This window comes from Pseudomonas khavaziana (genome assembly GCF_019145205.1).
Classification (GTDB): domain Bacteria; phylum Pseudomonadota; class Gammaproteobacteria; order Pseudomonadales; family Pseudomonadaceae; genus Aquipseudomonas; species Aquipseudomonas khavaziana.
The window spans coordinates 372241-397204 of record NZ_JAHSTT010000002.1; the positions used below are offsets into that span (position 1 = coordinate 372241).

At 60.8% G+C, this 24964-nt stretch carries 25 protein-coding genes and 1 other RNA gene; 14 read left to right on the plus strand and 12 right to left on the minus strand.

The window, feature by feature from the left end; genetic code table 11:
• Positions 1 to 4 precede the first annotated feature (4 nt).
• Positions 5 to 790 carry a transporter substrate-binding domain-containing protein gene (locus KVH01_RS06195; RefSeq protein ID WP_217880792.1) on the minus strand — a complete coding sequence of 262 codons (786 nt, stop codon included), beginning with the start codon at positions 788 to 790 and terminating at the stop codon, positions 5 to 7.
• A gap of 254 nt (positions 791 to 1044) precedes the next feature.
• Here KVH01_RS06195 and KVH01_RS06200 point away from each other — a divergent pair, with 254 nt between their 5' ends.
• The 6 genes from KVH01_RS06200 to KVH01_RS06225 all read left to right on the plus strand — a co-directional run bounded on the left by KVH01_RS06200 (position 1045) and on the right by KVH01_RS06225 (position 8316).
• Positions 1045 to 1740, plus strand: a complete 696-nt coding sequence (locus tag KVH01_RS06200; protein ID WP_043046941.1) for a FadR/GntR family transcriptional regulator — start codon at positions 1045 to 1047, stop codon at positions 1738 to 1740.
• A gap of 119 nt (positions 1741 to 1859) precedes the next feature.
• On the plus strand, positions 1860 to 2189 hold the full coding sequence (gene trxA, locus KVH01_RS06205) for a thioredoxin TrxA (protein ID WP_003213989.1): 330 nt from the start codon (positions 1860 to 1862) through the stop codon (positions 2187 to 2189).
• 235 nt (positions 2190 to 2424) lie between these two features.
• Complete coding sequence (gene rho, locus KVH01_RS06210) at positions 2425 to 3684, plus strand: transcription termination factor Rho (protein ID WP_003176825.1); 1260 nt, start codon at positions 2425 to 2427, stop codon at positions 3682 to 3684.
• 155 nt (positions 3685 to 3839) lie between these two features.
• On the plus strand, positions 3840 to 5822 hold the full coding sequence (locus tag KVH01_RS06215; protein WP_217880793.1) for an acyltransferase family protein: 1983 nt from the start codon (positions 3840 to 3842) through the stop codon (positions 5820 to 5822).
• A gap of 59 nt (positions 5823 to 5881) precedes the next feature.
• Entirely contained in the window at positions 5882 to 7348 is a 1467-nt protein-coding gene (gene ubiD, locus KVH01_RS06220) for a 4-hydroxy-3-polyprenylbenzoate decarboxylase (protein ID WP_057022754.1), read from the plus strand.
• Entirely contained in the window at positions 7348 to 8316 is a 969-nt protein-coding gene (locus KVH01_RS06225; RefSeq protein WP_217880794.1) for a CDP-6-deoxy-delta-3,4-glucoseen reductase, read from the plus strand. Before ubiD ends, KVH01_RS06225 begins: the two co-directional genes overlap by 1 nt.
• Before the next feature lie 58 nt (positions 8317 to 8374).
• Here the strand turns inward: KVH01_RS06225 and KVH01_RS06230 are convergent, their stop codons facing one another.
• Positions 8375 to 8857, minus strand: coding sequence for a sn-glycerol-3-phosphate transporter (locus KVH01_RS06230; RefSeq protein ID WP_043046947.1), 483 nt, complete (start codon positions 8855 to 8857; stop codon positions 8375 to 8377).
• Positions 8858 to 9077: 220 nt separating this feature from the next.
• On the opposite strand from KVH01_RS06230, the gene KVH01_RS06235 reads away from it, so the two are divergent.
• Together KVH01_RS06235 and KVH01_RS06240 are read left to right on the plus strand one after the other, a co-directional pair.
• Positions 9078 to 9251 carry a hypothetical protein gene (locus tag KVH01_RS06235; RefSeq protein ID WP_217880998.1) on the plus strand — a complete coding sequence of 58 codons (174 nt, stop codon included), beginning with the start codon at positions 9078 to 9080 and terminating at the stop codon, positions 9249 to 9251.
• A 27-nt stretch (positions 9252 to 9278) separates the two neighbouring features.
• On the plus strand, positions 9279 to 9932 hold the full coding sequence (locus KVH01_RS06240; protein ID WP_217880795.1) for a gamma-glutamylcyclotransferase: 654 nt from the start codon (positions 9279 to 9281) through the stop codon (positions 9930 to 9932).
• On the opposite strand, the gene glpT is transcribed toward KVH01_RS06240, so the two are convergent.
• Entirely contained in the window at positions 9929 to 11266 is a 1338-nt protein-coding gene (gene glpT, locus KVH01_RS06245) for a glycerol-3-phosphate transporter (protein WP_043046949.1), read from the minus strand. The two genes, KVH01_RS06240 and glpT, sit on opposite strands and share 4 nt — an antisense overlap.
• Positions 11267 to 11558: 292 nt before the next feature.
• Positions 11559 to 12536, minus strand: coding sequence for an NADPH:quinone oxidoreductase family protein (locus KVH01_RS06250; RefSeq protein ID WP_217880796.1), 978 nt, complete (start codon positions 12534 to 12536; stop codon positions 11559 to 11561).
• A 150-nt stretch (positions 12537 to 12686) separates the two neighbouring features.
• Here KVH01_RS06250 and KVH01_RS06255 point away from each other — a divergent pair, with 150 nt between their 5' ends.
• Positions 12687 to 13094 (plus strand): flagellar basal body-associated protein FliL, encoded by a 408-nt coding sequence (locus tag KVH01_RS06255; protein WP_043046951.1) that lies wholly within the window; start codon positions 12687 to 12689, stop codon positions 13092 to 13094.
• A gap of 118 nt (positions 13095 to 13212) precedes the next feature.
• On the opposite strand, the gene KVH01_RS06260 is transcribed toward KVH01_RS06255, so the two are convergent.
• The 4 genes from KVH01_RS06260 to KVH01_RS06275 form a co-directional block, all read right to left on the minus strand.
• Positions 13213 to 14331, minus strand: coding sequence for an ABC transporter permease (locus KVH01_RS06260; protein WP_217880797.1), 1119 nt, complete (start codon positions 14329 to 14331; stop codon positions 13213 to 13215).
• Entirely contained in the window at positions 14331 to 17048 is a 2718-nt protein-coding gene (rbbA, locus tag KVH01_RS06265; protein WP_217880798.1) for a ribosome-associated ATPase/putative transporter RbbA, read from the minus strand. Before rbbA ends, KVH01_RS06260 begins: the two co-directional genes overlap by 1 nt.
• Positions 17045 to 18010, minus strand: a complete 966-nt coding sequence (locus KVH01_RS06270; protein WP_217880799.1) for an HlyD family secretion protein — start codon at positions 18008 to 18010, stop codon at positions 17045 to 17047. The genes rbbA and KVH01_RS06270 overlap by 4 nt, the downstream gene beginning before the upstream one ends.
• Before the next feature lie 69 nt (positions 18011 to 18079).
• Positions 18080 to 18529, minus strand: a complete 450-nt coding sequence (locus KVH01_RS06275; protein ID WP_217880800.1) for an EVE domain-containing protein — start codon at positions 18527 to 18529, stop codon at positions 18080 to 18082.
• Positions 18530 to 18723: 194 nt separating this feature from the next.
• Here KVH01_RS06275 and KVH01_RS06280 point away from each other — a divergent pair, with 194 nt between their 5' ends.
• Entirely contained in the window at positions 18724 to 18873 is a 150-nt protein-coding gene (locus tag KVH01_RS06280; RefSeq protein ID WP_010207387.1) for a hypothetical protein, read from the plus strand.
• A 13-nt stretch (positions 18874 to 18886) separates the two neighbouring features.
• Here KVH01_RS06280 and KVH01_RS06285 read toward each other — a convergent pair whose 3' ends face one another.
• The 4 genes from KVH01_RS06285 to KVH01_RS06300 all read right to left on the minus strand — a co-directional run bounded on the left by KVH01_RS06285 (position 18887) and on the right by KVH01_RS06300 (position 20306).
• Entirely contained in the window at positions 18887 to 19516 is a 630-nt protein-coding gene (locus tag KVH01_RS06285) for a 5-formyltetrahydrofolate cyclo-ligase (protein WP_217880801.1), read from the minus strand.
• A gap of 57 nt (positions 19517 to 19573) precedes the next feature.
• Positions 19574 to 19752, minus strand: a non-coding RNA gene (gene ssrS, locus KVH01_RS06290) — 6S RNA.
• A gap of 30 nt (positions 19753 to 19782) precedes the next feature.
• Positions 19783 to 20100 carry a cell division protein ZapA gene (locus tag KVH01_RS06295; protein WP_005792389.1) on the minus strand — a complete coding sequence of 106 codons (318 nt, stop codon included), beginning with the start codon at positions 20098 to 20100 and terminating at the stop codon, positions 19783 to 19785.
• Positions 20097 to 20306: a TIGR02449 family protein gene (locus KVH01_RS06300; RefSeq protein WP_003177365.1), complete on the minus strand. Its 210-nt coding sequence runs from the start codon at positions 20304 to 20306 to the stop codon at positions 20097 to 20099. The genes KVH01_RS06295 and KVH01_RS06300 overlap by 4 nt, the downstream gene beginning before the upstream one ends.
• A gap of 138 nt (positions 20307 to 20444) precedes the next feature.
• On the opposite strand from KVH01_RS06300, the gene KVH01_RS06305 reads away from it, so the two are divergent.
• The 4 genes from KVH01_RS06305 to KVH01_RS06320 all read left to right on the plus strand — a co-directional run bounded on the left by KVH01_RS06305 (position 20445) and on the right by KVH01_RS06320 (position 24808).
• Entirely contained in the window at positions 20445 to 21002 is a 558-nt protein-coding gene (locus KVH01_RS06305) for a YecA/YgfB family protein (protein WP_057011355.1), read from the plus strand.
• Between the two features lie 20 nt (positions 21003 to 21022).
• Positions 21023 to 22345, plus strand: a complete 1323-nt coding sequence (pepP, locus tag KVH01_RS06310; protein ID WP_043046958.1) for a Xaa-Pro aminopeptidase — start codon at positions 21023 to 21025, stop codon at positions 22343 to 22345.
• Entirely contained in the window at positions 22342 to 23529 is a 1188-nt protein-coding gene (gene ubiH, locus KVH01_RS06315; protein ID WP_217880802.1) for a 2-octaprenyl-6-methoxyphenyl hydroxylase, read from the plus strand. Before pepP ends, ubiH begins: the two co-directional genes overlap by 4 nt.
• A 61-nt stretch (positions 23530 to 23590) precedes the next feature.
• Positions 23591 to 24808 (plus strand): 2-octaprenyl-3-methyl-6-methoxy-1,4-benzoquinol hydroxylase, encoded by a 1218-nt coding sequence (locus KVH01_RS06320; protein WP_217880989.1) that lies wholly within the window; start codon positions 23591 to 23593, stop codon positions 24806 to 24808.
• The last annotated feature ends 156 nt before the right edge of the window (positions 24809 to 24964 follow it).

Genomic DNA, 24964 nt, shown 5'->3' on the forward strand with positions numbered 1-24964 from the left:
CGCTTCAGAGATCAGCAGGCAGCGGTTCTTTCAGCCACTGCAGTGCGTTCTTTTCCAGGCTGCCATCAGCCTTGGCCGTGACCAGGATCTGGTTGACCTTTTCCAGCAACGCCGGCTCGTTCTTGTTCACGCCTACGTACACCGGTGAATCCTTGAGTTTTACCTTAAGCGCAGGTACGCGTTTGGGATTGCGTTCGCTGATGGCGACCATGACCACGTTGCCGCTGGCGATCAGGTCGACCTGGCCGGCCAGGTAGGCGGCGATGGTCGAATTGTTGTCTTCGAAGCGCTTGATCGTGGCTTCCTTGGGGGCCACTGCGGTCAGCTCGATATCTTCGATGGCGCCCCGGGTCACACTGATGGTCTTGCCCTTGAGGTCATCGGTGCTGCCAATGGCGGCCTCAGGCGACCCGAACACGGCCAGATAGAACGGGGCGTAGGCCTTGGAGAAGTCGATGACCTTTTCGCGCTCAGGGTTCTTGCCCAGGCTGGAAATCACCAGGTCGACCTTGCCGGTGGTGAGGAACGGAATGCGGTTAGTGCTGTTGACCGGGGTCAGTTCCAGCTTGACCTTGAGTTGGTCGGCCAGCAGCTTGGCGGTGTCGATGTCCAGGCCGCGTGGCTGCATGTCGGGGCCGACCGAACCAAAGGGCGGGAAGTCCTGGGGAACGGCGACCTTGAGGGTGCCCCGGGCGACGATGTCATCCAGAGCATCAGCCTGGGCGGGAGCCTGGCTCAGCATCAGGCTGGCAAACAGGGCAGGGAGCAGGGCGCTGTAGCGCTTGGTCATGACGACTCTCCGAGAAAGGCGAAGGAATTTTCTGGATTTGCTCAGTGCACAGCCCATGCCACTCCTCTCGTAATGGCCTGCAACACTTGGATTTGCTCGGCGGCAGCGGTCTTACTGGTCTGAACAGTTGTAGCCGGTTTCGCACCCTTTTCGGGCGTCGATAAAACCGTGCGAGCCCCTTTGGGGCGTGGCTTGCGGCCGGTTGTAAATAGCTTTACAACTAGCTGCACAGTGACCTGGAAACCTGGCTTTTTATGAATTCCATCGCCCAAGCCGTACCGGAGGCGGCCCTGCAAGCCATCCGCAAGCTGATCAAAGAGCAGGGCTTCGGGCCGGGCGACGCGTTGCCTTCCCAGCGTGACCTGGCGGTGCAATTAGGGGTGAGCCGGGCGTCGTTGCGCGAGGCATTGTCGTCCCTGAGTGCCTTGGGCGTGGTCAGCGTCCAGCCGGGTAAAGGTGTGTTCGTGCAAGATAGGCAAGAGGCGCCGGTGTTCGCCTGGCCCTTTGCCGCACAGGCCACGCCCTTGGAGATTTTCCAGTTGCGGTATGCATTGGAAGGCTTTGCGGCGGGGTTGGCTGCGGTGACACTGACCATCGACGAGCTGGACGGGCTGGAGGACAATGTCGAAGCGATGCGCAAGGTGATCAAGACTGGTGACTTCAACGCGGCCGCCGCGCTGGATTTCGAGTTTCACCAGCGCATCCTGCTGGCCAGTGGCAACCAGGCGATGGTGAGCATCCTCAGTGCCAGCGCGGAGGTGTTCCTGGAGAGCCAGAAACTACCGTTCATCCGGCCGGAACGCGCCATGGAGACCTGGCAGGAACATCGCAAAATCCTGCGCGCCCTGGCCCGGCGTTCCAGTACGGCGGCCCAGAAAGCCATGCAGGAACACGTGAGCAAGGCGGCGTTGCGCACCGGCATAGCATTCGTGACGCCCGTCACGTCGTGAATGGTTATACCCATACTCATGCAGCGCCATAGCAAGACTCAATCAGACGCGGCTTCCTGAACGGGGGAAGGGCAGCTATGATGAGCAACGTTTTTTTTGCTTACATTCCGGAGACATCCATGAGCAACGATCTTATCAAGCACGTCACCGACGCGACCTTTGAGGCCGAAGTACTCAAGGCTCAAGGCCCGGTGCTGGTTGACTACTGGGCTGAATGGTGTGGCCCTTGCAAAATGATCGCTCCGGTCCTGGACGACATTGCAACCACCTACGAAGGCAAATTGACCATCGCCAAGCTGAACATCGACGACAACCAGGAAACCCCGGCCAAGCATGGCGTGCGCGGCATTCCTACGCTGATGCTGTTCAAGAACGGCAACGTCGAAGCCACTAAAGTGGGCGCGCTGTCGAAGTCCCAGCTGCAAGCTTTCCTCGACGCGAACATCTAAGCGTCGTCGAAAAAGCCCCGCAAATCGCGGGGCTTTTTCGTGAAACAGGGCTAGACGCTCAGAAATTCAGGTGGTACATTCGGCCCCGCACTGGTTTCTCCACTGCCCCCTGCAAGCCGTCGCCGACGCATTCCTTTTCGATTAGTACGCGATCCTGTCGCCTTCTCTGCGGCGCGGCCTCATTAAGCCAAAAGCTTAATTTCCCCCCTCCATAAAATGATTACGTCATTCCTATATGAATCTGACTGAACTCAAGCAAAAGCCGATTACCGACCTGCTCCAGCTGGCCGAAGAAATGGGCATAGAAAATATGGCCCGTTCGCGCAAGCAGGACGTGATTTTCTCCCTGCTCAAGAAGCACGCGAAAAGCGGCGAGGAAATCTCCGGTGATGGCGTGCTGGAGATTCTCCAGGACGGCTTCGGCTTCCTCCGCTCCGCAGACGCCTCCTATCTCGCCGGCCCAGACGACATCTACGTCTCGCCGAGCCAGATCCGTCGCTTCAACTTGCGCACCGGTGACACCATCGTTGGCAAGATCCGTCCTCCGAAGGAAGGCGAGCGTTATTTCGCCCTGCTCAAGGTCGACACGATCAACTTCGATCGCCCCGAGAACGCGAAAAACAAGATTCTCTTCGAGAACCTGACCCCGCTGTTCCCGACCGTGCGCATGAAGATGGAAGCCGGTAACGGTTCCACCGAAGACCTGACCGGTCGTGTGATCGACCTGTGCGCCCCGATCGGCAAGGGCCAGCGTGGCCTGATCGTCGCACCGCCGAAAGCCGGCAAGACCATCATGCTGCAGAACATCGCAGCGAACATCGCACGTAATAACCCGGAAGTTCACCTGATCGTGCTGTTGATCGATGAGCGTCCGGAAGAAGTGACCGAAATGCAGCGCACCGTGCGCGGCGAAGTGGTTGCCTCGACGTTCGATGAGCCCCCAACCCGCCACGTGCAGGTTGCCGAGATGGTGATCGAGAAGGCCAAGCGCCTGGTCGAACACAAGAAAGACGTAGTGATCCTGCTTGACTCCATCACTCGTCTGGCGCGTGCCTACAACACCGTGATCCCGAGTTCCGGCAAGGTGCTGACCGGTGGTGTCGATGCCCACGCCCTGGAGAAGCCCAAGCGTTTCTTCGGTGCTGCGCGAAACATCGAGGAAGGCGGCTCGCTGACCATCATTGCCACCGCACTGGTCGAGACCGGTTCGAAGATGGATGAAGTGATCTACGAAGAGTTCAAGGGTACCGGCAACATGGAGCTGCCCCTGGACCGTCGCATCGCTGAAAAGCGTGTGTTCCCTGCGATCAACATCAACCGTTCCGGCACCCGCCGCGAAGAGTTGCTGACCGCAGACGACGAACTGCAGCGTATGTGGATCCTGCGCAAGCTGCTGCACCCGATGGATGAAGTGGCTGCCATCGAGTTCCTGATCGATAAGCTGAAAACCACCAAGACCAACGACGAGTTCTTCTTGTCGATGAAGCGCAAGTAATACGGCGTTTCAGGTCCAAAAAAATGGCGCCCCTCAAGGGCGCCTTTTTTTATGCGTCGAGATTCTGCGGCATTTGTGGCATAAGTGTCCGTTAAGTAACAAAAATTGACGCGTGACTACGCTAACTCCTTTCGTCACAGACTGATCACATTCTTATGACCACTCTTGCTTACCGCAGAGACATCGACGGCCTGCGTGCCATCGCTGTCCTCGCAGTCGTGTTATTTCATTTTGGCGTTCCTGGCATTACTGGCGGTTTTGTTGGCGTTGATGTGTTCTTCGTCATTTCCGGCTTTCTAATTACGTCAATTATCTGGCGTGAGCGCCAAGCTGGCGGCTTCAGTTTCATCGACTTCTGGGCTCGCCGCGCCCGGCGTATCTTGCCCGCGCTGTTTGTGATGATCGCCGCGACACTGGCAGTGGGTTGGTTTCTGTTGGCTCCCAAGGACTATGAGGAGCTGGGGCGGTCAGCACACTATCAGGTGACCTTTACCTCCAACTTGCTGTTCTCGCGTCAGCATGGCTATTTCGATGTGTCTTCAGACATCAAGCCCTTGCTGCATACCTGGTCGCTGGCGGTAGAAGAGCAATTCTATATTTTCTTCCCGCTGTTGCTGGCGTTGCTATCCAGCCGCCTGAAACACTGGCGCCTGGCGCTGTTCGCGGTGCTGCTCGGGTCTTTCGGCATGAGCGTCTGGGCGGTTGAGCATGAGCCGCAAAAGGCCTTCTTCCTGCTGCATCTGCGGGCCTGGGAATTGTTGGCCGGCGCGATGCTGGCGGTGTTGCCCAAGCATGAGTGGCGCGCTTCGCCCGCTTTGGCACAAGGAGTCAGCCTGGCTTCCATGGCGCTGATTCTGATCGCTGTACTGGGTTATGACGCGAAAACGCCGTTTCCCGGCGCAACCGCTCTATTGCCTGTGCTGGGAGTCGTCGGCTTGATCTGGGCCAACGGCCAGCAGCACACCTGGGTAGGGCGGTTGTTAAGTACGCGGGTAATGGTAGGTATCGGGCTGATTTCCTATTCCTGGTACCTCTGGCACTGGCCTGTATTCGTGTATGCCAACTATGCCGCAGTGGATGGCTTGAGCGCCTTGGAACTGGCTGGGCTGATGCTATTTTCGCTGGTGCTGGGTTATCTGTCCTGGCGCTTCGTGGAAACACCATTCCGAGAAAAACGCTTGCTGGCAGGACGCAAGGCGATTCTGGCGTCAGCCTTGGTAGGCATTCTGGGGCTTGGCTTTACCGGCTTGGCGATACGCGAAGCTGACGGCGTGCCTTCGCGTTTGTCCGAACAGGCATTGCGTTTTGCCCAGGCCAAGAAGTGGAGCCCGGACCTGCTGGCGTGCATGGCTGACAAAGACACCCCCGATGATCGGCTGTTCTGCCATTTCGGTCCGAAAAGCCAATCTGTTTCAGCGCTGGTATGGGGCGACAGTCACGCCACTGCGCTGATACCCGCACTCAAAGTGGGTGCTGATCGCCACGATATCAGCTTGGTAGAAGCCAGTTTTGCCGGCTGTATCCCGCTGGATGGCCTGGAGAATATTGCCCGGTGCGCGCACTTCAATCAGCGCGTCGAGAAGGCCATGGCCGAGCAGACGTTCAGCGACGTGGTATTGGCGGCCCGTTGGAGCTTGTACGTCTATGGGCAAATGTCGGGTGACAAGGAGCATGCGCTCAAGGACCCCGGTACGGGTCAATATGTACGCGCCGTCGCCGAGCAACGTTTTGCCCAGGGCCTGCGCGAACGCATCCAGAGTTTGCGTGCTGCCGGGCATCAGGTATGGCTGGTCAAGGAAGTGCCGCTGCAGGAGATCATCGTGCCTTATCGTCTGAGCCGCCTGGCGATGATGAACCGGCCAGTGGACCGTGAAGGGCTCGTCGTCGCCGAGCATGTGAAGCGCCAGGCCTTTATCACGCAGTTGTTTGACGAACTGGCGGCGGGCGACAGCGGTGTCAAGGTGCTGGACCCTGCGCCCCTGCTGTGCGGTTCCGATGGTCTGTGCCGGGTCGAACTCAATGGTCGAGCGTTGTATACCGACGATAACCATCTGTCAGACGTTGGTGCCCGGCACATCGAAGCCTTCCTGGAGCCATTGTTCAGTTCCTTGCAATCACGAGGGCTGACGGCCAATTAAGCTGCCAGCCGTCCTCAGAGCAGGTAGGATGTACGCCTATTTTACGGGTGGCATGTTTAATGAAATTCAAGGATCTTCGGGATTTCGTGCAGCAACTTGAGCAGCGCGGAGAGTTGAAACGTATCCAGATGCCGATTTCTCCGGTGCTGGAAATGACTGAGATTTGCGACCGCACCTTGCGCAGCAAGGGCCCGGCGCTGTTGTTCGAAAAACCGACTGGCTTTGACATTCCGGTACTGGGCAACCTGTTCGGCACCCCCGAGCGTGTGGCCTTTGGCATGGGCGCCGAGTCGGTCAGCGAACTGCGCGAGATCGGCAAGTTGCTGGCCTTTCTCAAGGAGCCCGAGCCGCCCAAGGGCTTGAAGGACGCCTGGTCGAAGCTGCCGATCTTTCGCAAGATCATTGCCATGGCCCCCAAGGTGGTCAAGGACGCGGTATGCCAGGAAGTGGTCATCGAGGGCGATGATGTCGACCTGGCCATGCTCCCGGTGCAGACCTGCTGGCCCGGTGACGTTGGGCCGCTGATCACGTGGGGCCTGACCGTCACCAAGGGCCCGAACAAGGACCGCCAGAACCTCGGCATCTACCGTCAGCAAGTCATCGGCCGTAACAAAGTGATCATGCGCTGGCTGAGCCACCGTGGCGGCGCTCTCGACTTCCGTGAGTGGTGCGAGAAGCATCCCGGCCAGCCTTTTCCGGTTTCAGTCGCCTTGGGTGCCGATCCTGCCACCATCCTCGGCGCCGTGACGCCTGTGCCCGACAGCCTGTCCGAATACGCCTTCGCCGGTTTGCTGCGCGGTAACCGCACCGAATTGGTCAAGTGCCGCGGTAACGACCTGCAAGTGCCGGCCACCGCCGAAATCATCCTTGAGGGCGTGATTCACCCGGGCGAGATGGCCGATGAAGGCCCTTACGGCGATCACACCGGCTACTACAACGAAGTCGATAGCTTCCCGGTGTTTACCGTCGAGCGCATCACCCATCGGATCAAGCCGATCTACCACAGTACCTACACGGGCCGTCCGCCGGATGAGCCGGCCATCCTCGGCGTGGCGCTCAACGAAGTGTTCGTGCCGATCCTGCAAAAGCAATTCCCCGAAATCACCGACTTCTACCTGCCGCCGGAAGGGTGCTCGTACCGCATGGCGATCGTGACCATGAAGAAGTCGTACCCGGGACATGCCAAGCGGGTCATGCTGGGTGTGTGGTCGTTTTTGCGACAGTTCATGTACACCAAGTTCGTTATCGTCACTGACGACGACATCAATGCCCGGGACTGGAACGACGTGATCTGGGCCATCACCACGCGCATGGACCCCAAGCGCGACACGGTGATGATCGATAACACGCCGATCGACTATCTCGACTTCGCCTCGCCGGTCTCGGGGCTGGGCTCGAAGATGGGCCTGGATGCCACCCACAAGTGGCCGGGTGAGACCACTCGCGAGTGGGGTCGGGTGATCGTCAAGGATGAAGCAGTCACGGCGCGTGTCGATGCGATCTGGAAAGAATTGGGAATAGATTGATGCGTGTAACCCTGCAACCTTCCGGCGCTGTACTGGATCTGGACCCTGGCGAGCGAATCCTCGACGGTGCACGTCGCCTGGGCTATGAATGCCCCCAAGCCTGCCGCAATGGTGTGTGCCATGTGTGTGCGGCGTTGCTGGTGGAAGGGCGGGTACGCCAAGCCGGCGAGGTGCGTGATCACGGTGAGTTCTTCACCTGTATTGCCGAACCCTTGGAGGACTGCGTTGTGTTGTGGGATGGGGTACTGGCGCCGGGAGAGTTGCCGTTGCGCAAATTGTCGTGCCAATTGATTGAGTGCGTAGACGTCGGCGGTGATGTGTGGCGCGTACGGCTGCGTGCCCCGGCTGGCAAGGCAGTGCGTTACCACGCTGGGCAATACCTGATGATCGAGCGCGAGAGTGGCGAGAAATCGGCGTTTTCCCTGGCCTCGGCGCCCCATGCCGGGCGTGAGCTGGAGCTGCATGTACTGGCCCGCGAGGACAGCGCACGCAACCTCATTGAACAATTGCAGCGCAACCAGATGGCCCGTGTGGAACTGCCGTTCGGTGACACCCACCTGGCGGAGTTGCCGGACGGGCCGCTGGTGCTGATGGCCGCCGGTACCGGCATGGCGCAGATGCACAGCCTGATCGAGCATTGCCGCGCTTCCGGCTTCAAGCACCCGGTGCACCTGTACTGGGGCGTACGCCGCCCGGAAGATTTCTACCAGATCGAGCATTGGGAGCAATGGCAGCAATTGCCCAACCTGTTCCTGCACAAGGTGGTCAGCGACCTGTGTGGTTGGGAAGGGCGCTGTGGTTTGCTGCATGAAGCGGTATGCGAGGACATTGCCGACCTCAACAGCGTGCATGTCTACGCCAGCGGTTCACCGGCGATGATCTACGGCACCCTGGACGCACTGGTCAACGCCGGCATGGATGCGCACCGCATGCGCGCCGACGTCTTCGCCTACGCACCACGGCCTTGACCCTGCTCGTTCCCGCGCTCTGCGTGGGAATGCTTCCTGGACGCTTTGCGTCCCGCCCTTAAAATCGCACCCCCGTGGTCACCATCGCTGCATTGAACCCCAGCAGCACCAGTTCTGCTGCCACCGGCCCATAGTGGGTGCCCACGGAAGGTATGATCACCGGCGCCACGCCGAATCGGTTCAATGGGATCTTGTCGCGATATTCACCGCGATAGCCCTGGAGCAGCCCGCCGGTCAATTTCGCATACACCGGGTAGTCGGCCATGTCATAGCGCTTGCCCGCGTAGGCGTAGTACGAGCGCTGGCGGAACGAGTTGCGAAAGGTCACCCCGCCATACACCAGGCCCGAAGCCTCGTTGCGTTCCAGGCCGATCAAATCCTGCTTGTTATTGTGCTCCGGGTCGGGTGCGAAGTGCCGGGTGTAGACACTGGTCTGGGCATACCAGAAGCCTTTGTCATCATTGGCAGGTGGGGTTTCGATAGCCAGTGCGGTGGTGGCCTGGGCCAGGAACAGCAGGCCAGGCAAGCGGAATGTCTTCATGGAGCGACCTCGATAGTCGATGTGATGAGCGGCTAAGTGGGTCGTGATCTGTGCGCTATTTTGACTGCTTCGCGCGTGCCCAGGCTGAACCGGGGCTGAAACTACCGAAATTACCGGTATAGATCCTGACGAATGGGCGGGTGCGCTTATGCTTTTGTATATTCTTTTAAAGTATTTATTCTGACTGATGAATGCCTTTAAGCTATATAGCAACGGGCGCATGGCCAGGGCTTCGCTGTCGCCTCTAGACGTGATCACCGGTGAAACGCTACGTAGCACCGGCCCGATGAGTTGGGCGCCGTATCGGCGCAGCGGCAATCTGGCCTATAGCACTTTTTCGCCGTACGGTTACAGCGGCACGTTTTATTACGGTAAAGTCGCTTACAACTGGTAACACACAGGAGGCGCACCGCTTTTCGCCATGACCGCCATTGAAACCGATCTTTTGCAGTTGGCTTACCCTCCGCGGCTCGATCTTGGGCCGCAACTCACTCACGAACAATTAATGAGCTCAATGCAGGCCACCATGGCCCGGCACAAGGGTGGGCCGGTGTGGCTGTTTGCCTATGGTTCGCTGATCTGGCGTCCTGAGTGTTCGTCGACCGAACGGGTACGCGCACGGGTTCACGGTTATCACCGCGGCTTGTACCTATGGTCCCACGAACATCGGGGTACGCCGGAGTTGCCGGGGTTGGTGTTCGGGCTGGATCGCGGCGGGTCCTGCAGCGGGTTTGCCTACCGCTTGCCGGAGGACCAGTTGGAGGCCTCGCTGTACGCCTTGTGGCAGCGCGAAATGCCTTACCCTTCTTATCGGCCACACTGGCTGAGCTGCCGATTGGAAGATGGCAGTGCCGTGCAGGCGTTGGGGTTTGTGTTGGAGCGGCACTTGCCCAGCTATGCCGGCAACTTGCCCGATATTGTGCTCAATCACGTGCTGCAAAGCGCTTGCGGGCGTTACGGCACCACTCGCGATTATGTCGAGCAGACCGTGAACGCCCTGCGTAGCCACGCCATGCCAGATAAGAATCTGGAGGCGCGGCTCAAGCGTTGTACCAAGGATTGCCCGGGTGCTTAACGCGCCGAGCTGACGCTGTTGGTGTGCCACAGCGTGGGGATCAGGAACGCGATCGCCAGTACGCAGGCACCGACCAGCAACACGAACCCACCGTCCCAGCCGAAATGGTCAACCGTGTAGCCCATGGCCGCACTGGCTGCCACCGAACCACCCAGGTAACCGAACAAACCGGTGAAGCCCGCTGCGGTGCCGGCGGCTTTCTTCGGTGCCAGTTCCAGCGCCTGCAAGCCGATCAGCATGACCGGGCCGTAGATCAGGAAGCCGATGGAGAACAGCGCGATCATGTCGATCATCGGGTTGCCCGGCGGGTTGAGCCAGTAAACCAGAGTCGCCACGGTCACCAGGGCCATGAACACGATGCCTGTCAGGCCACGGTTGCCACGGAAGATCTTGTCCGACATCCAGCCGCACAACAGCGTGCCCGGGATACCTGCCCACTCGTAGAAGAAATACGCCCAGGACGATTTATCGACCGTGAAGTGTTTGGCTTCTTTCAAGTAGGTCGGCGCCCAGTCCAGTACGCCGTAGCGCAACAGGTAGACGAACACGTTGGCGAAGGCGATGTACCAAAGCATTTTGTTGCGCAGCACGTACTTGACGAAAATTTCCTTGGCGCTGAATTCGTCTTCGTGGCTGGCGTCGTAGCCTTCCGGATAGTCGTTCTTGTACTGCTCAATCGGTGGCAGGCCCACCGATTGCGGGGTGTCGCGCATGGTGATGAAGGCAAACGCCGCCACCGCCAAGGCCACCGTAGCCGGCACGTAAAACGCCGCATGCCAGTCGTTGAACCACGCCATGCCCAGCAGGAACAGCGGGCCGATCAGGCCGCCGCCGACGTTGTGCGCCACGTTCCATACCGACACTACGCCGCCGCGTTCTTTCTGCGACCACCAGTGCACCATGGTTCGTCCGCTCGGCGGCCAGCCCATGCCTTGGGCCCAACCGTTGATGAACAGCAGGATGAACATCATCGTCACGCTGGACGTTGCCCAAGGTGCGAAACCGAAAATGAACATCACACCCGCTGAAACCAGCAGGCCGAAGGGCAGGAAGTAGCGTGGGTTGGAGCGGTCGGAGACCAGGCCCATGAGGAACTTGGACAAGCCGTAGGCAATCGCGATCGCCGACATCGCCAGACCCAGTTCACCACGGGTGTAACCCTCGTCGATCAAGTAGGGCATGGCCAGGGAGAAGTTTTTGCGCAGCAGATAATAGCCGGCGTAGCCGAAGAAAATACCGGCGAAGATCTGCCAGCGCAGTCGTCGATAGGTACTGTCTATTTTTTCTTCAGGCAGGGGCGCCTGGTGTGCGGCAGGACGAAAGAAAGCAAACATTCAAGAGCTCCAAATTTCTTGTTTTGACTGCGGATGCGAATGTTACAGTTTCGTTACCGAAAATAGCATCGCCTCTTATCTGCAAACACAGGAAACGGGAGCAATTGCATGTTCTTTTACGAACATGTCGCTAATGGATAAGTGTGGGTCGTGATCAGTTCTCTTTAACACTGAGGATCAAACTGTGGGAGGGGGCTTGCTCCCGATAGCGGTGGCTCAGTCACTAATGTACTCACTGACCGCCTGCTATCGGGAGCAAGCCCCCTCCCACATGGAACGCATTTCAAATCTGTCAGCGGGTTTGTACGACAACCTTTCCCACCGCCTTGCGCTGCCCCAGGTCATTAATCGCCTGGGCCGCCTGCTCCAGCGGATACACCTGCGACACCAGCGGCTTCAACCTGCCCTCGGCATACCACCCAAACAACTGCTGAAAGTTCGCCGCGTTATCCTGCGGCTGGCGCTGGGCAAACGAGCCCCAGAACACCCCGACCACCGCTGCGCCCTTGAGTAATGCCAGGTTCACCGGCAGTTCAGGAATGCGTCCGCTGGCAAACCCCACCACCAGCAGCCGGCCGTTCCAGGCGATGGCGCGGACGGCCTGGTCAAACAGGTCGCCACCCACCGGGTCGTAGATCACATCGGCGCCATTGCCATCGGTCAGGCGCTTGACCTCGTCCTTGAGGCTGGCTTCGCTGTAGTTGATCAGCTCATCGGCGCCGGCCGCCTTGGCCACCGCGAGTTTGTCGGCGCTGCTGGCAGCAGCGATTACCCGGGCGCCCATGGCCTTGCCGATTTCCACCGCGGCCAGGCCCACGCCCCCGGAAGCGCCAAGCACCAGCAGGGTTTCGCCGGATTGCAGGTTGGCGCGCTGTTTGAGCGCGTGCATCGAGGTGCCGTAGGTCATGCTGAAGGCGGCAGCGGTGTTGAAGTCCATGCTTGGCGGGATCGGCAGCACGTTATAGCCGGGCACTGCGACCTGCTCGGCAAAGCTGCCCCAACCGGTCAGCGCCATCACGCGGTCACCGACTTTCAGGTGGCTGACGTTCTCCCCCACTGCACTGACCACACCCGCCGCCTCGCCACCGGGTGAGAATGGAAAGGGCGGCTTGAACTGGTACTTGCCCTCGATGATCAGGGTGTCCGGGAAATTCACCCCGGCCGCGTGCACGTCCAGCAGGATCTCGTTCTTCTTGATCGCAGGGCTCGCGATCTCTTCCAGCACCAGGGTTTCGGCGGGGCCGAAGGCTTTGCACAGCACAGCTTTCATCGGACTATTCCTTTTGGCGTCGTGGCCGATAAGTGTAGGAGGGTACGCCCGCGGGTCAACGAGCATGCCCGGGCCTGATAAGCCGCCATAAGCTTGTGCTCAGCCTTGCTAGCGTTATGCTACCCGGCAACCGAATTCGAGGAATGAACTGTGAAAGCGTGGATCCTGTTGATGCTGGCCCTGACGTTGCCGATGGCAGCCCAAGCCGAGGAAGCCAAAGAAGGCGAGGCGCCGAAGGTCAGCTATATCAGCCTGACGCCGCCGTTTGTAGGCAATTACGGCCTGGATGGCACGGCGAAGCTCAAGGTGTACAAGGCGGACATCGCCCTGCGCGTAACCGGCACCGAAGCCGCCGCGGCGGTCAAAGCCAACGATCCACTGATTCGCAACCAACTGGTGGCGCTGTTCACCCAGCAGACCAGCGAGGCCATGAGTACGGTCGAAGGCAAGGAAAAGCTGCGCCAGGAAGCCCTGAAACAAACCCAGCAAGTGATGAACGATGAGACCGGCAAGCCCGTGGTTGAAGACCTGCTCTTCAACAACCTGATCATCCAGTAAGGCCGGCGCTTCGCGCCATTCGCGAGCAAGCCCGCTCCCACATTTGATCGAGTTCGACCTGAGAAATGCGATCAAATGTGGGAGCGGGCCTGCTCGCGAAGAGGTCCTGCCAGGCGCCTCAGGAAGCCAGGCTTTTGCGAAACCGCGCCAACGCCACCGCAAAAAACACCAAGCCAATCGCCGCCAGCGCAAGCAAATCCGGCCACACCACGCTCAGCCCCGCATCCCTGAATAGAATCGCCGCACTCAAGCTCACAAAGTGCGTCGACGGCGAGCCCTGCATCACCCACTGCAACCACTCGGGCATGCTGTCCAGCGGCGTACTGCCGCCAGAGAGCAACAGCATCGGGATGATCACCGGGATCGCCAGCAGGCCGAACTGCGGCGTCGAACGGGCGAGGGTAGCGAGGAAGATCCCCAGCGCGGTGCTCGCAAACAGATACAGCGCCGTCACCAACAGGAATAGGCTCATGGAGCCGGCCAACGGCACGCTGAGCAAGCCTATGACCACCAGCTCCAGGGATAGCCACGTACACAACACCACCACCAGCATATTGCTCCAGATTTTTGCCAGCATGATCTCCAGCGCGGTCAGGGGCAGCACCAGCAGGTGATCGAGGGTGCCGTGTTCGCGTTCGCGCAGCAGGGCGGTGCCGGTCAGCACGATGGCGAGGATGGTGATGTTGTTGACGATCTGGATCACCGCCAGGAACCAGCCACCTTCCAGGTTGGTATTGAACAGCGCCCGTGTGGTCAGCCGGGCCGGGGCTTTGCCGGCAGCGTCGGCCTGGCCGCTGTAGGTCAGCAGTTCGCGTTGGAAAATCCGGCCGATGTAACCGGCGCCCATGAACGCCTGGCTCATTGCCGTGGCATCGACGTTCACCTGCACGCCCGGCTGGCGCCCCGCTAAAAGGTCGGCCTGGAAATTCGCCGGCACATTGACGACGAAGGTGTATTGGCCGCTGTCCATGACCTTGTCCAGTTGGTCGTAGGCCAGTGGCGCCGGCGCCTGGAATTCTGGTGGCTGCAGGGCCTCAGCCATTTGCCGTGAGAGCGCGCTGTGGTCTTCATCGACAAAGGCCACGCTGGCGTTGTGCACGCCAATCACCGAGCCGGCGGCGGGCATGTAGATCGCCACGGTGAAGGCGTAGAACAGAAACAGCAGTAACACGCTGTCGTGGCGCAGGCTGGTGAGTTCCTTGAGCCCAAGGCGCAGGATATGGGCGAGCTTGTGCATCAGGCCTCCTGCTTCTTGAGCATCACCAGGCTCAGCCCGGTGAAACCGACGAAAAACCCGAACAACGCCAGGCACTGCGGCCATAACTGGCGCAGGTCCAGAGCCTTGGTGAAGGTGCCCACCGCAATATCCAGAAAGTGCCCGGCGGGGAACAGCATGCCCATCAGTGCCGCTGCGCCTTCCAGGGAGGAGCGTGGCACGATCAGCCCGGAAAACTGGATGGTCGGCAGGCTGGTGATGATCATGGTGCCGAGGATCGCCGCGATCTGGGTGCGGGTGAATGCCGAGATCAACAGGCCCATGCTCGTGGTCGCCAGCACGTACAACAGGCCACCGAAGGCCAGGGTCAAGCCGCTGCCTTTAAACGGTACACCGAACAACCAGCGGTTCATCGCCACCAGCAGCGCCAGGTTGACCAGGCTGACGGCCAGGTAGGGCGCCTGTTTGCCCAGCAGGAACTCCAGACGCGTCAGCGGCGTGGCGTAGAAATTGGTGATCGAGCCCAGCTCTTTTTCGCGCACGATGCCCAAGGCGGTGAGCATCGCCGGAATAAATGCCAGGATCAGCGCCATTACGCCCGGGCCGATAGCGTTCACGCTGACCACGTCCTGGTTATAGCGAAAGCGTGTTTCCAGCTTGACCGCGGCTTGTGTGCTGCGCGGCAGGCTGCTCAATTCGGCCAACTGCTGGAGATTGCCTTGGTGTACCGCTTCGACGTAGTTACGGCTGGTTTCGGCGCGAAACGGCATGCCGCCATCGATCCATGCAGCCACGATCGGTTGGCGCCCGGCGTACAGGTCGCGGCCAAAACCCGGTGGAATTTCCAAGGCCAGTTTGATTTCCGAGCGTTGCAGGCGCCGGTGCAATTCGTTGGCGTCGCGGATGGGGGCTTGCTCGGCGAAATAGCGTGAACTGCGAAATGCTTCCAGGTAGGCGCGGCTTTGCGGAGTCTGGTCCTGGTCGTAGACGGCGAAGGCGAGGTTTTCCACATCCAGGGAAATGCCGTAGCCGAAGATCACCATCATGAACATCGCCCCGAGCAAGGCGAAAGCCATACGTACCCTGTCGCGCAGCAACTCCTTGCCTTCGCGGCTGGCCACAGCCAACCAGCGCGCCAGGCTGAAACCGCGCTTGCTCACGGGGGGCGCGTGGGTATCGTTGACGGTTGCACCGGGGGCGGCGGGTTCGGCCTCACTCTGGGCCTGTTCCAGGCAGGTGACGAAAGCCGCTTCCAGGGTGTCACCGTGGAACTGCCGTTGCAGCGCCTCGGGTGTGTCGCAGGCCAACACCTTGCCGGCATGCATCAAGGAGATGCGGTCGCAGCGCTGGGCTTCGTTCATAAAGTGAGTGGACAGGAAGATGGTCACACCTTGTTCCCGCGACAACTCGATCAACAACCGCCAGAAATCATCCCGCGCTGCCGGGTCGACGCCCGAGGTGGGCTCATCGAGGATCAACACTTCCGGGCGATGCAGCACCGCAACCGCCAAGGACAAACGCTGGCGCAGGCCAAGGGGCAACTCGCCGGAGGGCTGCTCGGCGACTCCGCCGAGGTCGAAGCGTTGGATCAGTTCATCAATACGCGGGCCACTGTCGGCCTTGGGCAGGTCGAACAGTTGCGCATGCAGCACCAGGTTCTGACGCACGCTCAGCTCGCCATACAGCGAGAAGCTCTGCGACATGAAGCCTACGCGCTTGCGGGTGGCCAGGTCCTTGGCGTCCACCGGTTTGCCCAGCAGGATTGCACTGCCCTCGGTGGCCGGCATCAGGCCGGTCAGGACTTTCATGGTGGTGGTCTTGCCGCAGCCGTTGGAGCCAAGGAAGCCGAAGATCTCGCCGCGGCCAATGGCAAAGCTGACCTTGTTTACCGCGGTGAAATCGCCAAAGCGCAGGGTCAGGTCGTGGGCCTGGATGGCGATATCGGTGTTGCCGCCCGTGCGTGGTGGAATCACCAGTGGTTGGTTGTCCTGGGCGCTGTCGCCCTGGAAGTGAGTAAAGGCTTCATCCAGCTTGCCGCTGGGCGTGATCGCCGCCAGTTCGCGGCTCAGCCCGTCGGCGATCAACTTGCCACGGTCGAGCATCAGGCAATGCTCGAACTGTTCGGCCTCTTCCATGTAAGCGGTGGCCACCAGCAGCGTCAGTTGCGGGCGCTCACTGCGTACGCTGTCGACCAGCTCCCAGAAACGCCGGCGTGACAGCGGGTCGACGCCAGTGGTGGGCTCGTCGAGGATCAACAGGTCCGGATCATGGATCAGCGCGCAGCACAGGCCGAGCTTCTGTTTCATACCCCCAGAGAGCTTGCCCGCCGGGCGCTCGGCAAAGCGTGCGAGGTCGGTGGCGAGCAACAGGTTGTGCATGCGCTGGTCGCAATCGGCTTTCGACAGGCCAAACAAGGTGGCGAAGAAACGGATGTTTTCGCTGATGGACAACTCGGGGTACAGGTTACCGCCCAGACCCTGGGGCATAAAGGCGATGCGCGGGTACAGGCTGTTACGGTGGCGACGGTCTTGAATGGAACCGCCGAGCACCTGTAACTGGCCGTCCTGCAGTTTTTTCACCCCTGCGATCAACCCCAGCAGGCTCGACTTGCCGGCGCCGTCCGGGCCGATCAACCCGCAGCGGGTGCCGGCTGGCAGGCTGAAGGCAATGTCGAGCAGTGCCTGTTGCTTGCCGTAGCGATGATTGATCCCCGTGGCGTGCAGCGCCAGGCCGCTCATTGCAGGTTGGCCGGCCAGTCAATATCGGCTGTGCGCACATAGCCCGCGCCAGGCATGCCCGGCTTGGCTTGTGGGACGGCACTGGGTTGAGTCAGGTGCAATTTGACACGGAACACCAGTTTCTGCCGCTCATCGCGGGTTTCCACTTCCTTGGGGGTGAACTGGGATTTGGCCGCGACAAAACTGATTTTGGCCGGCAGCGCCTGCTGGGGCAGGGCGTCGAGCAGAATGCGCGCTTCACTGCCGACGGTCAGGCGACCGGTCACGGAGGCGGGCAGGTAGAGGTTCATGTACTGGTCACTGGGGTCGATCAGCAGCAACACGCGCCCACCCGCACCGAGCACTTCACCTGGCTCTGCCAGGCGCAACTGGATGATGCCGTCGATGGGCGCACGCAGGCTGCTGTCGTCGATTTCGCTGGTGAGCTGGGCGACCTGAGCCTGGGCTGCGCCGATGGCGGCCTTCACCGCGTTGACCTGGGCCTGGGCGGCGATCACCGCCGCATTCCCGGTGTTCTGGCGCGCCTGCTGCTGGTCGATCAACTGGCTGCTGGCGAAGCCGCGCCGGTACAGCTCCTGGGTACGCTTGAGTTCCTGGCTGGCCAGCAGCTGCTCGCTTTGGCGCAACTGCACGTTGGCTTCGGCGGCGGCGAAGTTTTCCTTGGCGCGCAACACCTCGGCTTCGGCCTGGGAGCGCTGGGCTTCCAGGGTGCGGGTGTCCATACGCGCCAGTAGCTGGCCCTTGAGCACCTTGTCGCCTTCATCCACGCGCACTTCGGCCAGGCGCCCCGGGATCTTGGCGGCGATCTGCACTTCGGTGGACTCCAGCCGTCCGTTACCCATACTCAAGCCTTCGGGCAGGCGGTCCTGGGTCGAGCGCCAGTAACCAAAGGCCCCGGCCCCCAGCAGCAGGACGATCAGGGCGATGGCGAAAAGACGGGAGGTACGGTGGTTCGTAGACATGGCTGCATCCTGCGGCGTTAGCGTCCCAGTGTGACGGGTTTACCCCGTGAGGGTCTTGATATCGGTCAGTTAAAGCAGATGAAGGACGGCCGCCCACTGTTCAGACGTAACCGCCATGACCGAAAGCCGGCTGCCTTTCTGTACCAGCGGCATTTCGGCAAGGGCGGTTTGCTGCTTCAAATCGCCCAGGCTCAGCACCTTGGGGAAGGTCTTGACGTGGGCCACGGTGATCGCGCTCCACGGGTTTTTCTCTGCGCTGGCCTTGGCGTCGAAATAAGGGCTGTCCGGTTCCAGGGCAGTGGGGTCCGGGTAGGCGGCCTCGATGATTTTGCCGATACCTGCAATACCGGGCTGCGGGCAACTGGAGTGATAGAAGAAAAATTCATCGCCCACGGCCATCGCCCGCAGAAAGTTGCGCGCCTGATAGTTACGCACTCCATCCCAGCGCGCCTGGCCGAGGGTTTCCAGGCCGTTGATGGAGAGTTCGTCGGGCTCGGATTTCATCAGCCAGTAGGCCATTTTTGGGCTCCTGAAAAAGGCATTGGGCAAGTTGTCGGGCAATTGCATGACAAACCGACAGTCGGTTGGCGTCAAGGTTTGCGTGTTGGTTCACGTTGCCGCAGAATGCGCGCTTTTAGGCTTGACGCAGCTGCAACGGACTACTTTGGAACGTTGTTGTCATCGTGTACGAGGTGCCTGAAGGGGGGCAATCGATGCAACGTAAACCGGATTTACTATGGATTTTGGTTATTTTGTTTGGTCTGGGCGTCGTGACCACCGGTTATGCCCAGAGCCTGTGGTCGAACAAGACCGATGCACCGGTTGAACTGGCTCAGCAGCAGCCACAACCGTTCAAGCGTTAACTCGAAGCATTAATTAAGGCGCCGCTGTTTCCAGCGGCGTTTCTGCGACATACCACTGCTTATCGGTCACCGTTCCTGCCAACGGCACATCCCAGCTTGCCTGCGCCAGTCGCCCGACTTTCTGGCATTCGTGGGCCAGCCCCAGCAGCGTCGGCTTGCGCCAGCTTTGGCGGCGAGCCAGGTAGGCCAGGCTGCGGTCGTAGAACCCGCCGCCCATGCCCAGGCGCCCGCCCATATCATCGAAGCCCACCAGCGGCAACAGCACCAAATCCAGCGCCCAGACCTGGCGTTGGCGATGGGCATTGACCCGTGGCTCAAGAATGCCAAAGCGGTTGGGCAACAACTTTTCCCCAGGCCGCACGCGCTGGAACACCATCTTGGTGCGCGGCCAGGCGCTCAGTACCGGCAGATAGGTGGCCCTGCCCCGGCGCTGGGCCGCACGCAGCAGCAGGCGCGGATCGATTTCACCGTCCGTCGGTAGATATAAGGAAATATGTTTGGCCCGGCGAAACAGCGGGTGCTGTGCCAGTTGCCGATACACCCCAAGGGCGGCCTGGCGCTGCTCGCTCGGTGTGAGGGCGCGGCGGGCCTTGCGCAACATGCGTCGAAGTTGCGGACGGGAAAGCGGCGCAGGTTCGGTCATGGTTTTCGGCTCATAAAACAATGCCAGTCCTGGGACTGGCATTGAGTTTGGAAATTCAGGCTCCCCGACAGAGCCGCTGTCGACTTAGCCCTTGAACCCGAAAGTTCAAGGTGGAAGAAGCAGTAGGCTTTAAGGCTTTCCGTCTAGCGGACATGCACACCAGCCCAACGTGCAACTTCCAGGGTAGTGCGAATCGGCTCAGGGACATCGCCGACTGGCAAACACGCCAGGGAGTGACGCGAGTATACCTTAAACAGACTCGGCAATCAGCCCTTGGGTGCGTCTGAGTCAGTAGAAAGCACCAGATCCACGCGCTCCAGCAGGTCGCGTACCTGCTCGCGGGTCGAGCCGCTGGCCTGTACGTCAGGGCGCTCCTGCTTATGCAGCAGGTCGTGGGTGATATTCAGTGCGGCCATCACGGCGATGCGGTCGGCGCCGATGACTTTGCCGCTGCTGCGGATTTCACGCATCTTGCCGTCCAGGTAGCGGGCAGCACTCACCAGGTTGCTGCGTTCTTCCTGGGGGCAGATGATCGAATATTCTTTGTCGAGGATCTGCACGGTTACGCTATTGCTTGAACTCATGAGTCTTGCTCCAGGGCCTTCAGGCGCGAAATCATCGATTCGACCTTACGCCGGGCGATTTCGTTTTTTTCAATGAGGTGAGCGCGTTCCTCGCGCCAGGTCTTTTCCTGAGCTAATAGGAGTCCGTTTTGACTCTTTAGTTGCTCGACCCGATCAATTAGCAGTTCGAGTCTGGCCATCAGCGCTTGCAGGTCGGTGTCTTCCATTGGGTTCCACTGGATTTGTCTGATGAATGGCAACTGCAGGATAAACGATCTGACGCCCTCGATAGTCTTGGTGCGTCTGCCGGTGCTAGGATACTGCGCTCCATTCTAGACATTGCGCCGTCTGGCGCCTAGCTCACCATGCCCATTCAGAATTCCCCGTACGACGCTTTTTCCAAACTGCTGAGCACCAGCGGTCACCCATGCTCGCCTGCCGAACTGCACGGCGTGCTGTTGGGCCGCAGTTGCACCGGCGTGGGCTTTGATGCCGACAACTGGCTGGCTGATGTAGCCGAGCTGCTGGAAACCGAACCCAACGAAAACGTGCGCAACGCGTTGATTGGCTTGCAAGAGATGGTCAAGGGCGAGCTGACCGGTGACGACGTCACCGTGGTCCTGTTGCTGCCGACCGACGACGCCCCACTCACCGAGCGCGCTGCCGCACTGGGCCAGTGGTGCCAGGGTTTCCTCCACGGTTTCGGCGTTAACGCCGGCGGCCTGGAGCTGAGCACCGATGCCAAGGAAGTGCTGCAGGACCTGGCAGCTATCTCCCAGGTGCAAGATGCCCTGGAAGAGTCCGAAGACGGCGAAGGCGACTATATGGAAGTCATGGAATACCTGCGCGTCGCGCCGTTGCTGCTGTTCACCGAGACCCGAAAGTCCGCTGAACCGGTCGCGGTCAAGCCGTCGTTGCATTAAGAAAGGAAGCCCATCTGCCCATGATTCATATCCCCAAAGCGGAATACACCCGTCGCCGCAAGGCGCTCATGGCGCAGATGGAACCCAACAGCATCGCGATCCTGCCGGCCGCCGCCGTGGCCATCCGCAACCGTGATGTCGAGCATGTGTACCGCCAGGACAGCGACTTCCAGTACCTGAGCGGTTTCCCCGAACCCGAAGCGGTGATCGTGCTGATGCCCGGTCGCCAACACGGCGAATACGTGTTGTTCTGCCGTGAGCGCAACGCCGAGCGCGAGCTGTGGGACGGCCTGCGCGCCGGCACTGAAGGCGCGATCCGCAACTTTGGCGCTGACGACGCATTCCCTATTACCGATATCGACGACATCCTGCCCGGCCTGATCGAAGGTCGCGATCGTGTGTACTCGGCCATGGGCAGCAATGCCGAGTTCGACCGGCATGTGATGGAGTGGATCAACGTGATCCGTTCCAAAGCGCACCTGGGCGCCCAGCCACCGAACGAATTCGTTGCCCTGGATCATCTGCTCCACGATATGCGCCTGTATAAATCGGCGGCAGAAGTGAAGGTGATGCGCGAAGCAGCACGGATTTCCTGCGCCGCCCACGTTAAGGCAATGCAGGCCAGCCGTGCCGGGCTGCATGAGTTCAGCCTGGAAGCTGAGCTTGACTACGAGTTCCGCAAGGGCGGCGCGAAAATGCCGGCCTATGGCTCCATCGTCGCCGCCGGACGTAACAGCTGCATCCTGCATTACCAGCAGAATGACGCGCTGCTCAAGGACGGCGACCTGGTGCTGATCGACGCCGGTTGCGAGATCGACTGCTACGCCAGCGACATCACCCGCACCTGGCCGGTCAACGGCAAGTTTTCGCCTGAGCAGAAGGCGATCTACGAGATTGTGCTGGCCTCCCAGGAAGCCGCCTTCAAGCAGATCGCACCGAACAAACATTGGAACCAGGCCCACGAGGCGACCGTGCAGGTCATCACCGCCGGGCTGGTAGAGTTGGGGCTGCTGCAAGGTGACGTCGACGAGCTTATCGCCAGCGAGGCCTATCGCGCTTTCTACATGCACCGCGCCGGCCACTGGCTGGGCATGGATGTGCATGATGTGGGCGAGTACAAGGTCGGCGGTGAATGGCGGGTGCTGGAAGTTGGCATGGCCTTGACCGTCGAGCCGGGCATCTATATTTCCCCGGATAACCAGAACGTGGCAAAGAAATGGCGTGGCATTGGCGTACGCATCGAGGACGACGTGATAGTGACCAAGCAAGGCTGTGAAATCCTGACCGGCGGCGTGCCCAAGACCGTTGCCGAGATCGAAGCGCTGATGGCGGCTGCCCGATGAGCCGGGTCAACCTGGCAATCATCGGCGGCGGCCTGGTGGGCGCGAGCCTCGCCCTGGCGTTGCAGGCCGGGGCCAAGGCACGGGGCTGGAAGATTGTGTTGATCGAGCCCTTTGCGCCGGGTGACAGCTACCAGCCGAGCTACGATGCGCGCTCTTCGGCGCTGTCGTTTGGCGCTCGCCAGATTTACCAGCGCCTGGGCCTTTGGCAGGCCATCTCTCGGCGCGCCGAGCCGATCAAGCAAATCCATGTGTCGGACCGTGGGCGCTTCTCCACGGCACGTTTGTCCGCCATCGAAGAGGGCGTGCCGGCCCTGGGCTATGTGGTGGAAAATGCCTGGCTCGGTCAATGCCTGTGGCAAGGCCTGGACAAGGACGTGGTGAGCTGGCGCTGCCCGGCTGAAGTCACACGCATGGAGCCGCTGCCCGATGGCTATCGCCTGACCCTCAACGATGAAACCGTGCTGGAGTGCGACCTGGCGGTACTGGCCGATGGCGGCCGTTCCGGCTTGCGTGAGCAACTGGGCATTGGCGTGAAGACCCGGCCCTACAACCAGAGCGCGCTGATCGCCAACATCACCCCGAGCGAAGCCCACAATGGCGAAGCGTTCGAGCGCTTTACCGATGAAGGGCCGATGGCCTTGCTGCCGCTGCCGGACAACCGTTGCGCGTTGGTCTGGACCCGCATCGGCATGGACGCCCAGCGCCTGGCCAGCCTTGACGAGCGCAGCTTCCTGAGCGAATTGCAGGGTGTGTTCGGGTACCGCCTGGGCACCCTCAAGCAGGTGGGTGCCCGTCACCTGTATCCGCTGACCCTGGTAGAAGCCGAAGAGCAAGTGCGCTCGCACCTGGCGGTGCTTGGCAATGCGGCGCACAGCCTGCACCCGATTGCCGGGCAGGGCTTCAACCTGTCCCTGCGCGATGCCAATGCCTTGGCCGAGGCCTTGCTGGCCGGCCCGGCAGTGCCGGGCGACCTGGCGACCCTGCAAGGCTATCGCGAGCGCCAGCGCCTGGACCAGCAACTCACCGTGGGTTTCTCCGACCAGGTCACGCGCCTGTTTGGCAGCGGCCAGCCGTTGATGGCGCTGGGTCGCAACCTGGGCCTGCTGGGCCTGGACCTGTTGCCGCCGGCCAAACGCTGGTTCGCCCGCCAGGCCATGGGCTTGGGCACGCGCGCCGATGTTTGAACCGGCCCACTACTTTATCGGCGGCCTGTGCCGCACACGAGACAAGGCTTAAAGCATGGACATGCACGCAGATGTGCTGATTGTCGGGGCCGGAATGGTCGGGAGCGCCTTGGCGCTGGCGTTGCAGGGCAGTGGCCTGCAGGTGCTGCTGCTCGACGGCAGCCCGTTGAGTGTCAAACCGTTCGAGCCGGATGTGGCGTTTGAACCGCGGGTGAGCGCGTTATCCGCTGCCAGCCAGCGCATCCTTGAGCGTCTGGGCGTGTGGGACGGCATCGTCGCACGTCGCGCCAGCCCCTACGGCGAGATGCAGGTGTGGGACGGCAGCGGCACCGGGCAGATCCACTTCTCGGCGGCCAGCGTGCATGCCGATGTGCTTGGGCATATCGTCGAAAACCGTGTGGTGCAGGATGCCTTGCTGGAACGCCTGCACGACTGCGACCTCGGCCTGCTGGCCAATGCGCGTCTTGAGCAGATGCGCCGCTCCGGCGATGACTGGCTGCTGACCCTGGCCGACGGCCGCAAGTTGCGTGCGCCGCTGGTGGTGGCCGCCGATGGCGCCAACTCCGCCGTACGCCGCCTGACCGGCACCCCGACCCGTGAGTGGGATTACCTGCATAACGCAATCGTCACCAGTGTGCGCAGCAGCCAGCCGCACCAGCGCACGGCCTGGCAACGCTTTACCGATACCGGGCCGCTGGCGTTTCTGCCGCTGGTAAGGGATGGGCAGGAAGATTGGTGCTCGATTGTCTGGTCGACCACGCCGGCTGAATCCGAGCGCTTGATGGCCTTGGATGATGAGCGCTTCTGCCGGGAGCTGGAGCGTGCCTTTGAGGGGCGCCTTGGCACTGTGGTCAGCGCCGACCCGCGCGTCTGCGTGCCGTTGCGCCAGCGCCATGCCAAACGCTATGTGGCCGAGGGCCTGGCGTTGATCGGCGACGCGGCCCATGTGATCCACCCGTTGGCAGGACAGGGCGTCAACCTGGGCTTCCTCGACGCGGCGGTGCTGGCCGAAGTGTTGCTGGCGGCTACCGAGCGCGGCGAGCGCCTGGCGGACGTGAAGGTGCTGAGCCGTTACGAGCGGCGGCGCATGCCGCACAACCTGGCGTTGATGGCGGCGATGGAAGGCTTTGAGCGGCTGTTCCAGGCTGATCAACTGCCGCTGCGCTGGTTGCGTAACGCCGGCTTGAAAATCGTCGACCAGATGCCAGAAGCCAAGGCGGTGTTTGTGCGCCAGGCGCTAGGTTTGACTGGCGATCTACCAGAGCTCGCTAAACCCTGAATTGAAATACAGTCCGCTGTGGGAGGGGGCTTGCCGCCGATGAGGCCCTCAACTCTCGCGCATATTCGGGCTGTGCAACATCTGGTAACGCCTCCGCCGAGCGTTACCAAATGTGAGTCCTTATCATTTGCTCTCAATTTGCAAATGAGAGAGACC

Bases quoted from the DNA above. Each gene is read 5' to 3' on its own strand.
- KVH01_RS06195 (WP_217880792.1), bottom strand. From the start codon at position 790: ATGACCAAGCGCTACAGCGCCCTGCTCCCTGCCCTGTTTGCCAGCCTG.
- KVH01_RS06200 (WP_043046941.1), top strand. From the start codon at position 1,045: ATGAATTCCATCGCCCAAGCCGTACCGGAGGCGGCCCTGCAAGCCATC.
- trxA (WP_003213989.1), top strand. From the start codon at position 1,860: ATGAGCAACGATCTTATCAAGCACGTCACCGACGCGACCTTTGAGGCC.
- rho (WP_003176825.1), top strand. From the start codon at position 2,425: ATGAATCTGACTGAACTCAAGCAAAAGCCGATTACCGACCTGCTCCAG.
- KVH01_RS06215 (WP_217880793.1), top strand. From the start codon at position 3,840: ATGACCACTCTTGCTTACCGCAGAGACATCGACGGCCTGCGTGCCATC.
- ubiD (WP_057022754.1), top strand. From the start codon at position 5,882: ATGAAATTCAAGGATCTTCGGGATTTCGTGCAGCAACTTGAGCAGCGC.
- KVH01_RS06225 (WP_217880794.1), top strand. From the start codon at position 7,348: ATGCGTGTAACCCTGCAACCTTCCGGCGCTGTACTGGATCTGGACCCT.
- KVH01_RS06230 (WP_043046947.1), bottom strand. From the start codon at position 8,857: ATGAAGACATTCCGCTTGCCTGGCCTGCTGTTCCTGGCCCAGGCCACC.
- KVH01_RS06235 (WP_217880998.1), top strand. From the start codon at position 9,078: ATGGCCAGGGCTTCGCTGTCGCCTCTAGACGTGATCACCGGTGAAACG.
- KVH01_RS06240 (WP_217880795.1), top strand. From the start codon at position 9,279: ATGACCGCCATTGAAACCGATCTTTTGCAGTTGGCTTACCCTCCGCGG.
- glpT (WP_043046949.1), bottom strand. From the start codon at position 11,266: ATGTTTGCTTTCTTTCGTCCTGCCGCACACCAGGCGCCCCTGCCTGAA.
- KVH01_RS06250 (WP_217880796.1), bottom strand. From the start codon at position 12,536: ATGAAAGCTGTGCTGTGCAAAGCCTTCGGCCCCGCCGAAACCCTGGTG.
- KVH01_RS06260 (WP_217880797.1), bottom strand. From the start codon at position 14,331: ATGCACAAGCTCGCCCATATCCTGCGCCTTGGGCTCAAGGAACTCACC.
- rbbA (WP_217880798.1), bottom strand. From the start codon at position 17,048: ATGAGCGGCCTGGCGCTGCACGCCACGGGGATCAATCATCGCTACGGC.
- KVH01_RS06270 (WP_217880799.1), bottom strand. From the start codon at position 18,010: ATGTCTACGAACCACCGTACCTCCCGTCTTTTCGCCATCGCCCTGATC.
- KVH01_RS06275 (WP_217880800.1), bottom strand. From the start codon at position 18,529: ATGGCCTACTGGCTGATGAAATCCGAGCCCGACGAACTCTCCATCAAC.
- KVH01_RS06280 (WP_010207387.1), top strand. From the start codon at position 18,724: ATGCAACGTAAACCGGATTTACTATGGATTTTGGTTATTTTGTTTGGT.
- KVH01_RS06285 (WP_217880801.1), bottom strand. From the start codon at position 19,516: ATGACCGAACCTGCGCCGCTTTCCCGTCCGCAACTTCGACGCATGTTG.
- KVH01_RS06295 (WP_005792389.1), bottom strand. From the start codon at position 20,100: ATGAGTTCAAGCAATAGCGTAACCGTGCAGATCCTCGACAAAGAATAT.
- KVH01_RS06300 (WP_003177365.1), bottom strand. From the start codon at position 20,306: ATGGAAGACACCGACCTGCAAGCGCTGATGGCCAGACTCGAACTGCTA.
- KVH01_RS06305 (WP_057011355.1), top strand. From the start codon at position 20,445: ATGCCCATTCAGAATTCCCCGTACGACGCTTTTTCCAAACTGCTGAGC.
- pepP (WP_043046958.1), top strand. From the start codon at position 21,023: ATGATTCATATCCCCAAAGCGGAATACACCCGTCGCCGCAAGGCGCTC.
- ubiH (WP_217880802.1), top strand. From the start codon at position 22,342: ATGAGCCGGGTCAACCTGGCAATCATCGGCGGCGGCCTGGTGGGCGCG.
- KVH01_RS06320 (WP_217880989.1), top strand. From the start codon at position 23,591: ATGCACGCAGATGTGCTGATTGTCGGGGCCGGAATGGTCGGGAGCGCC.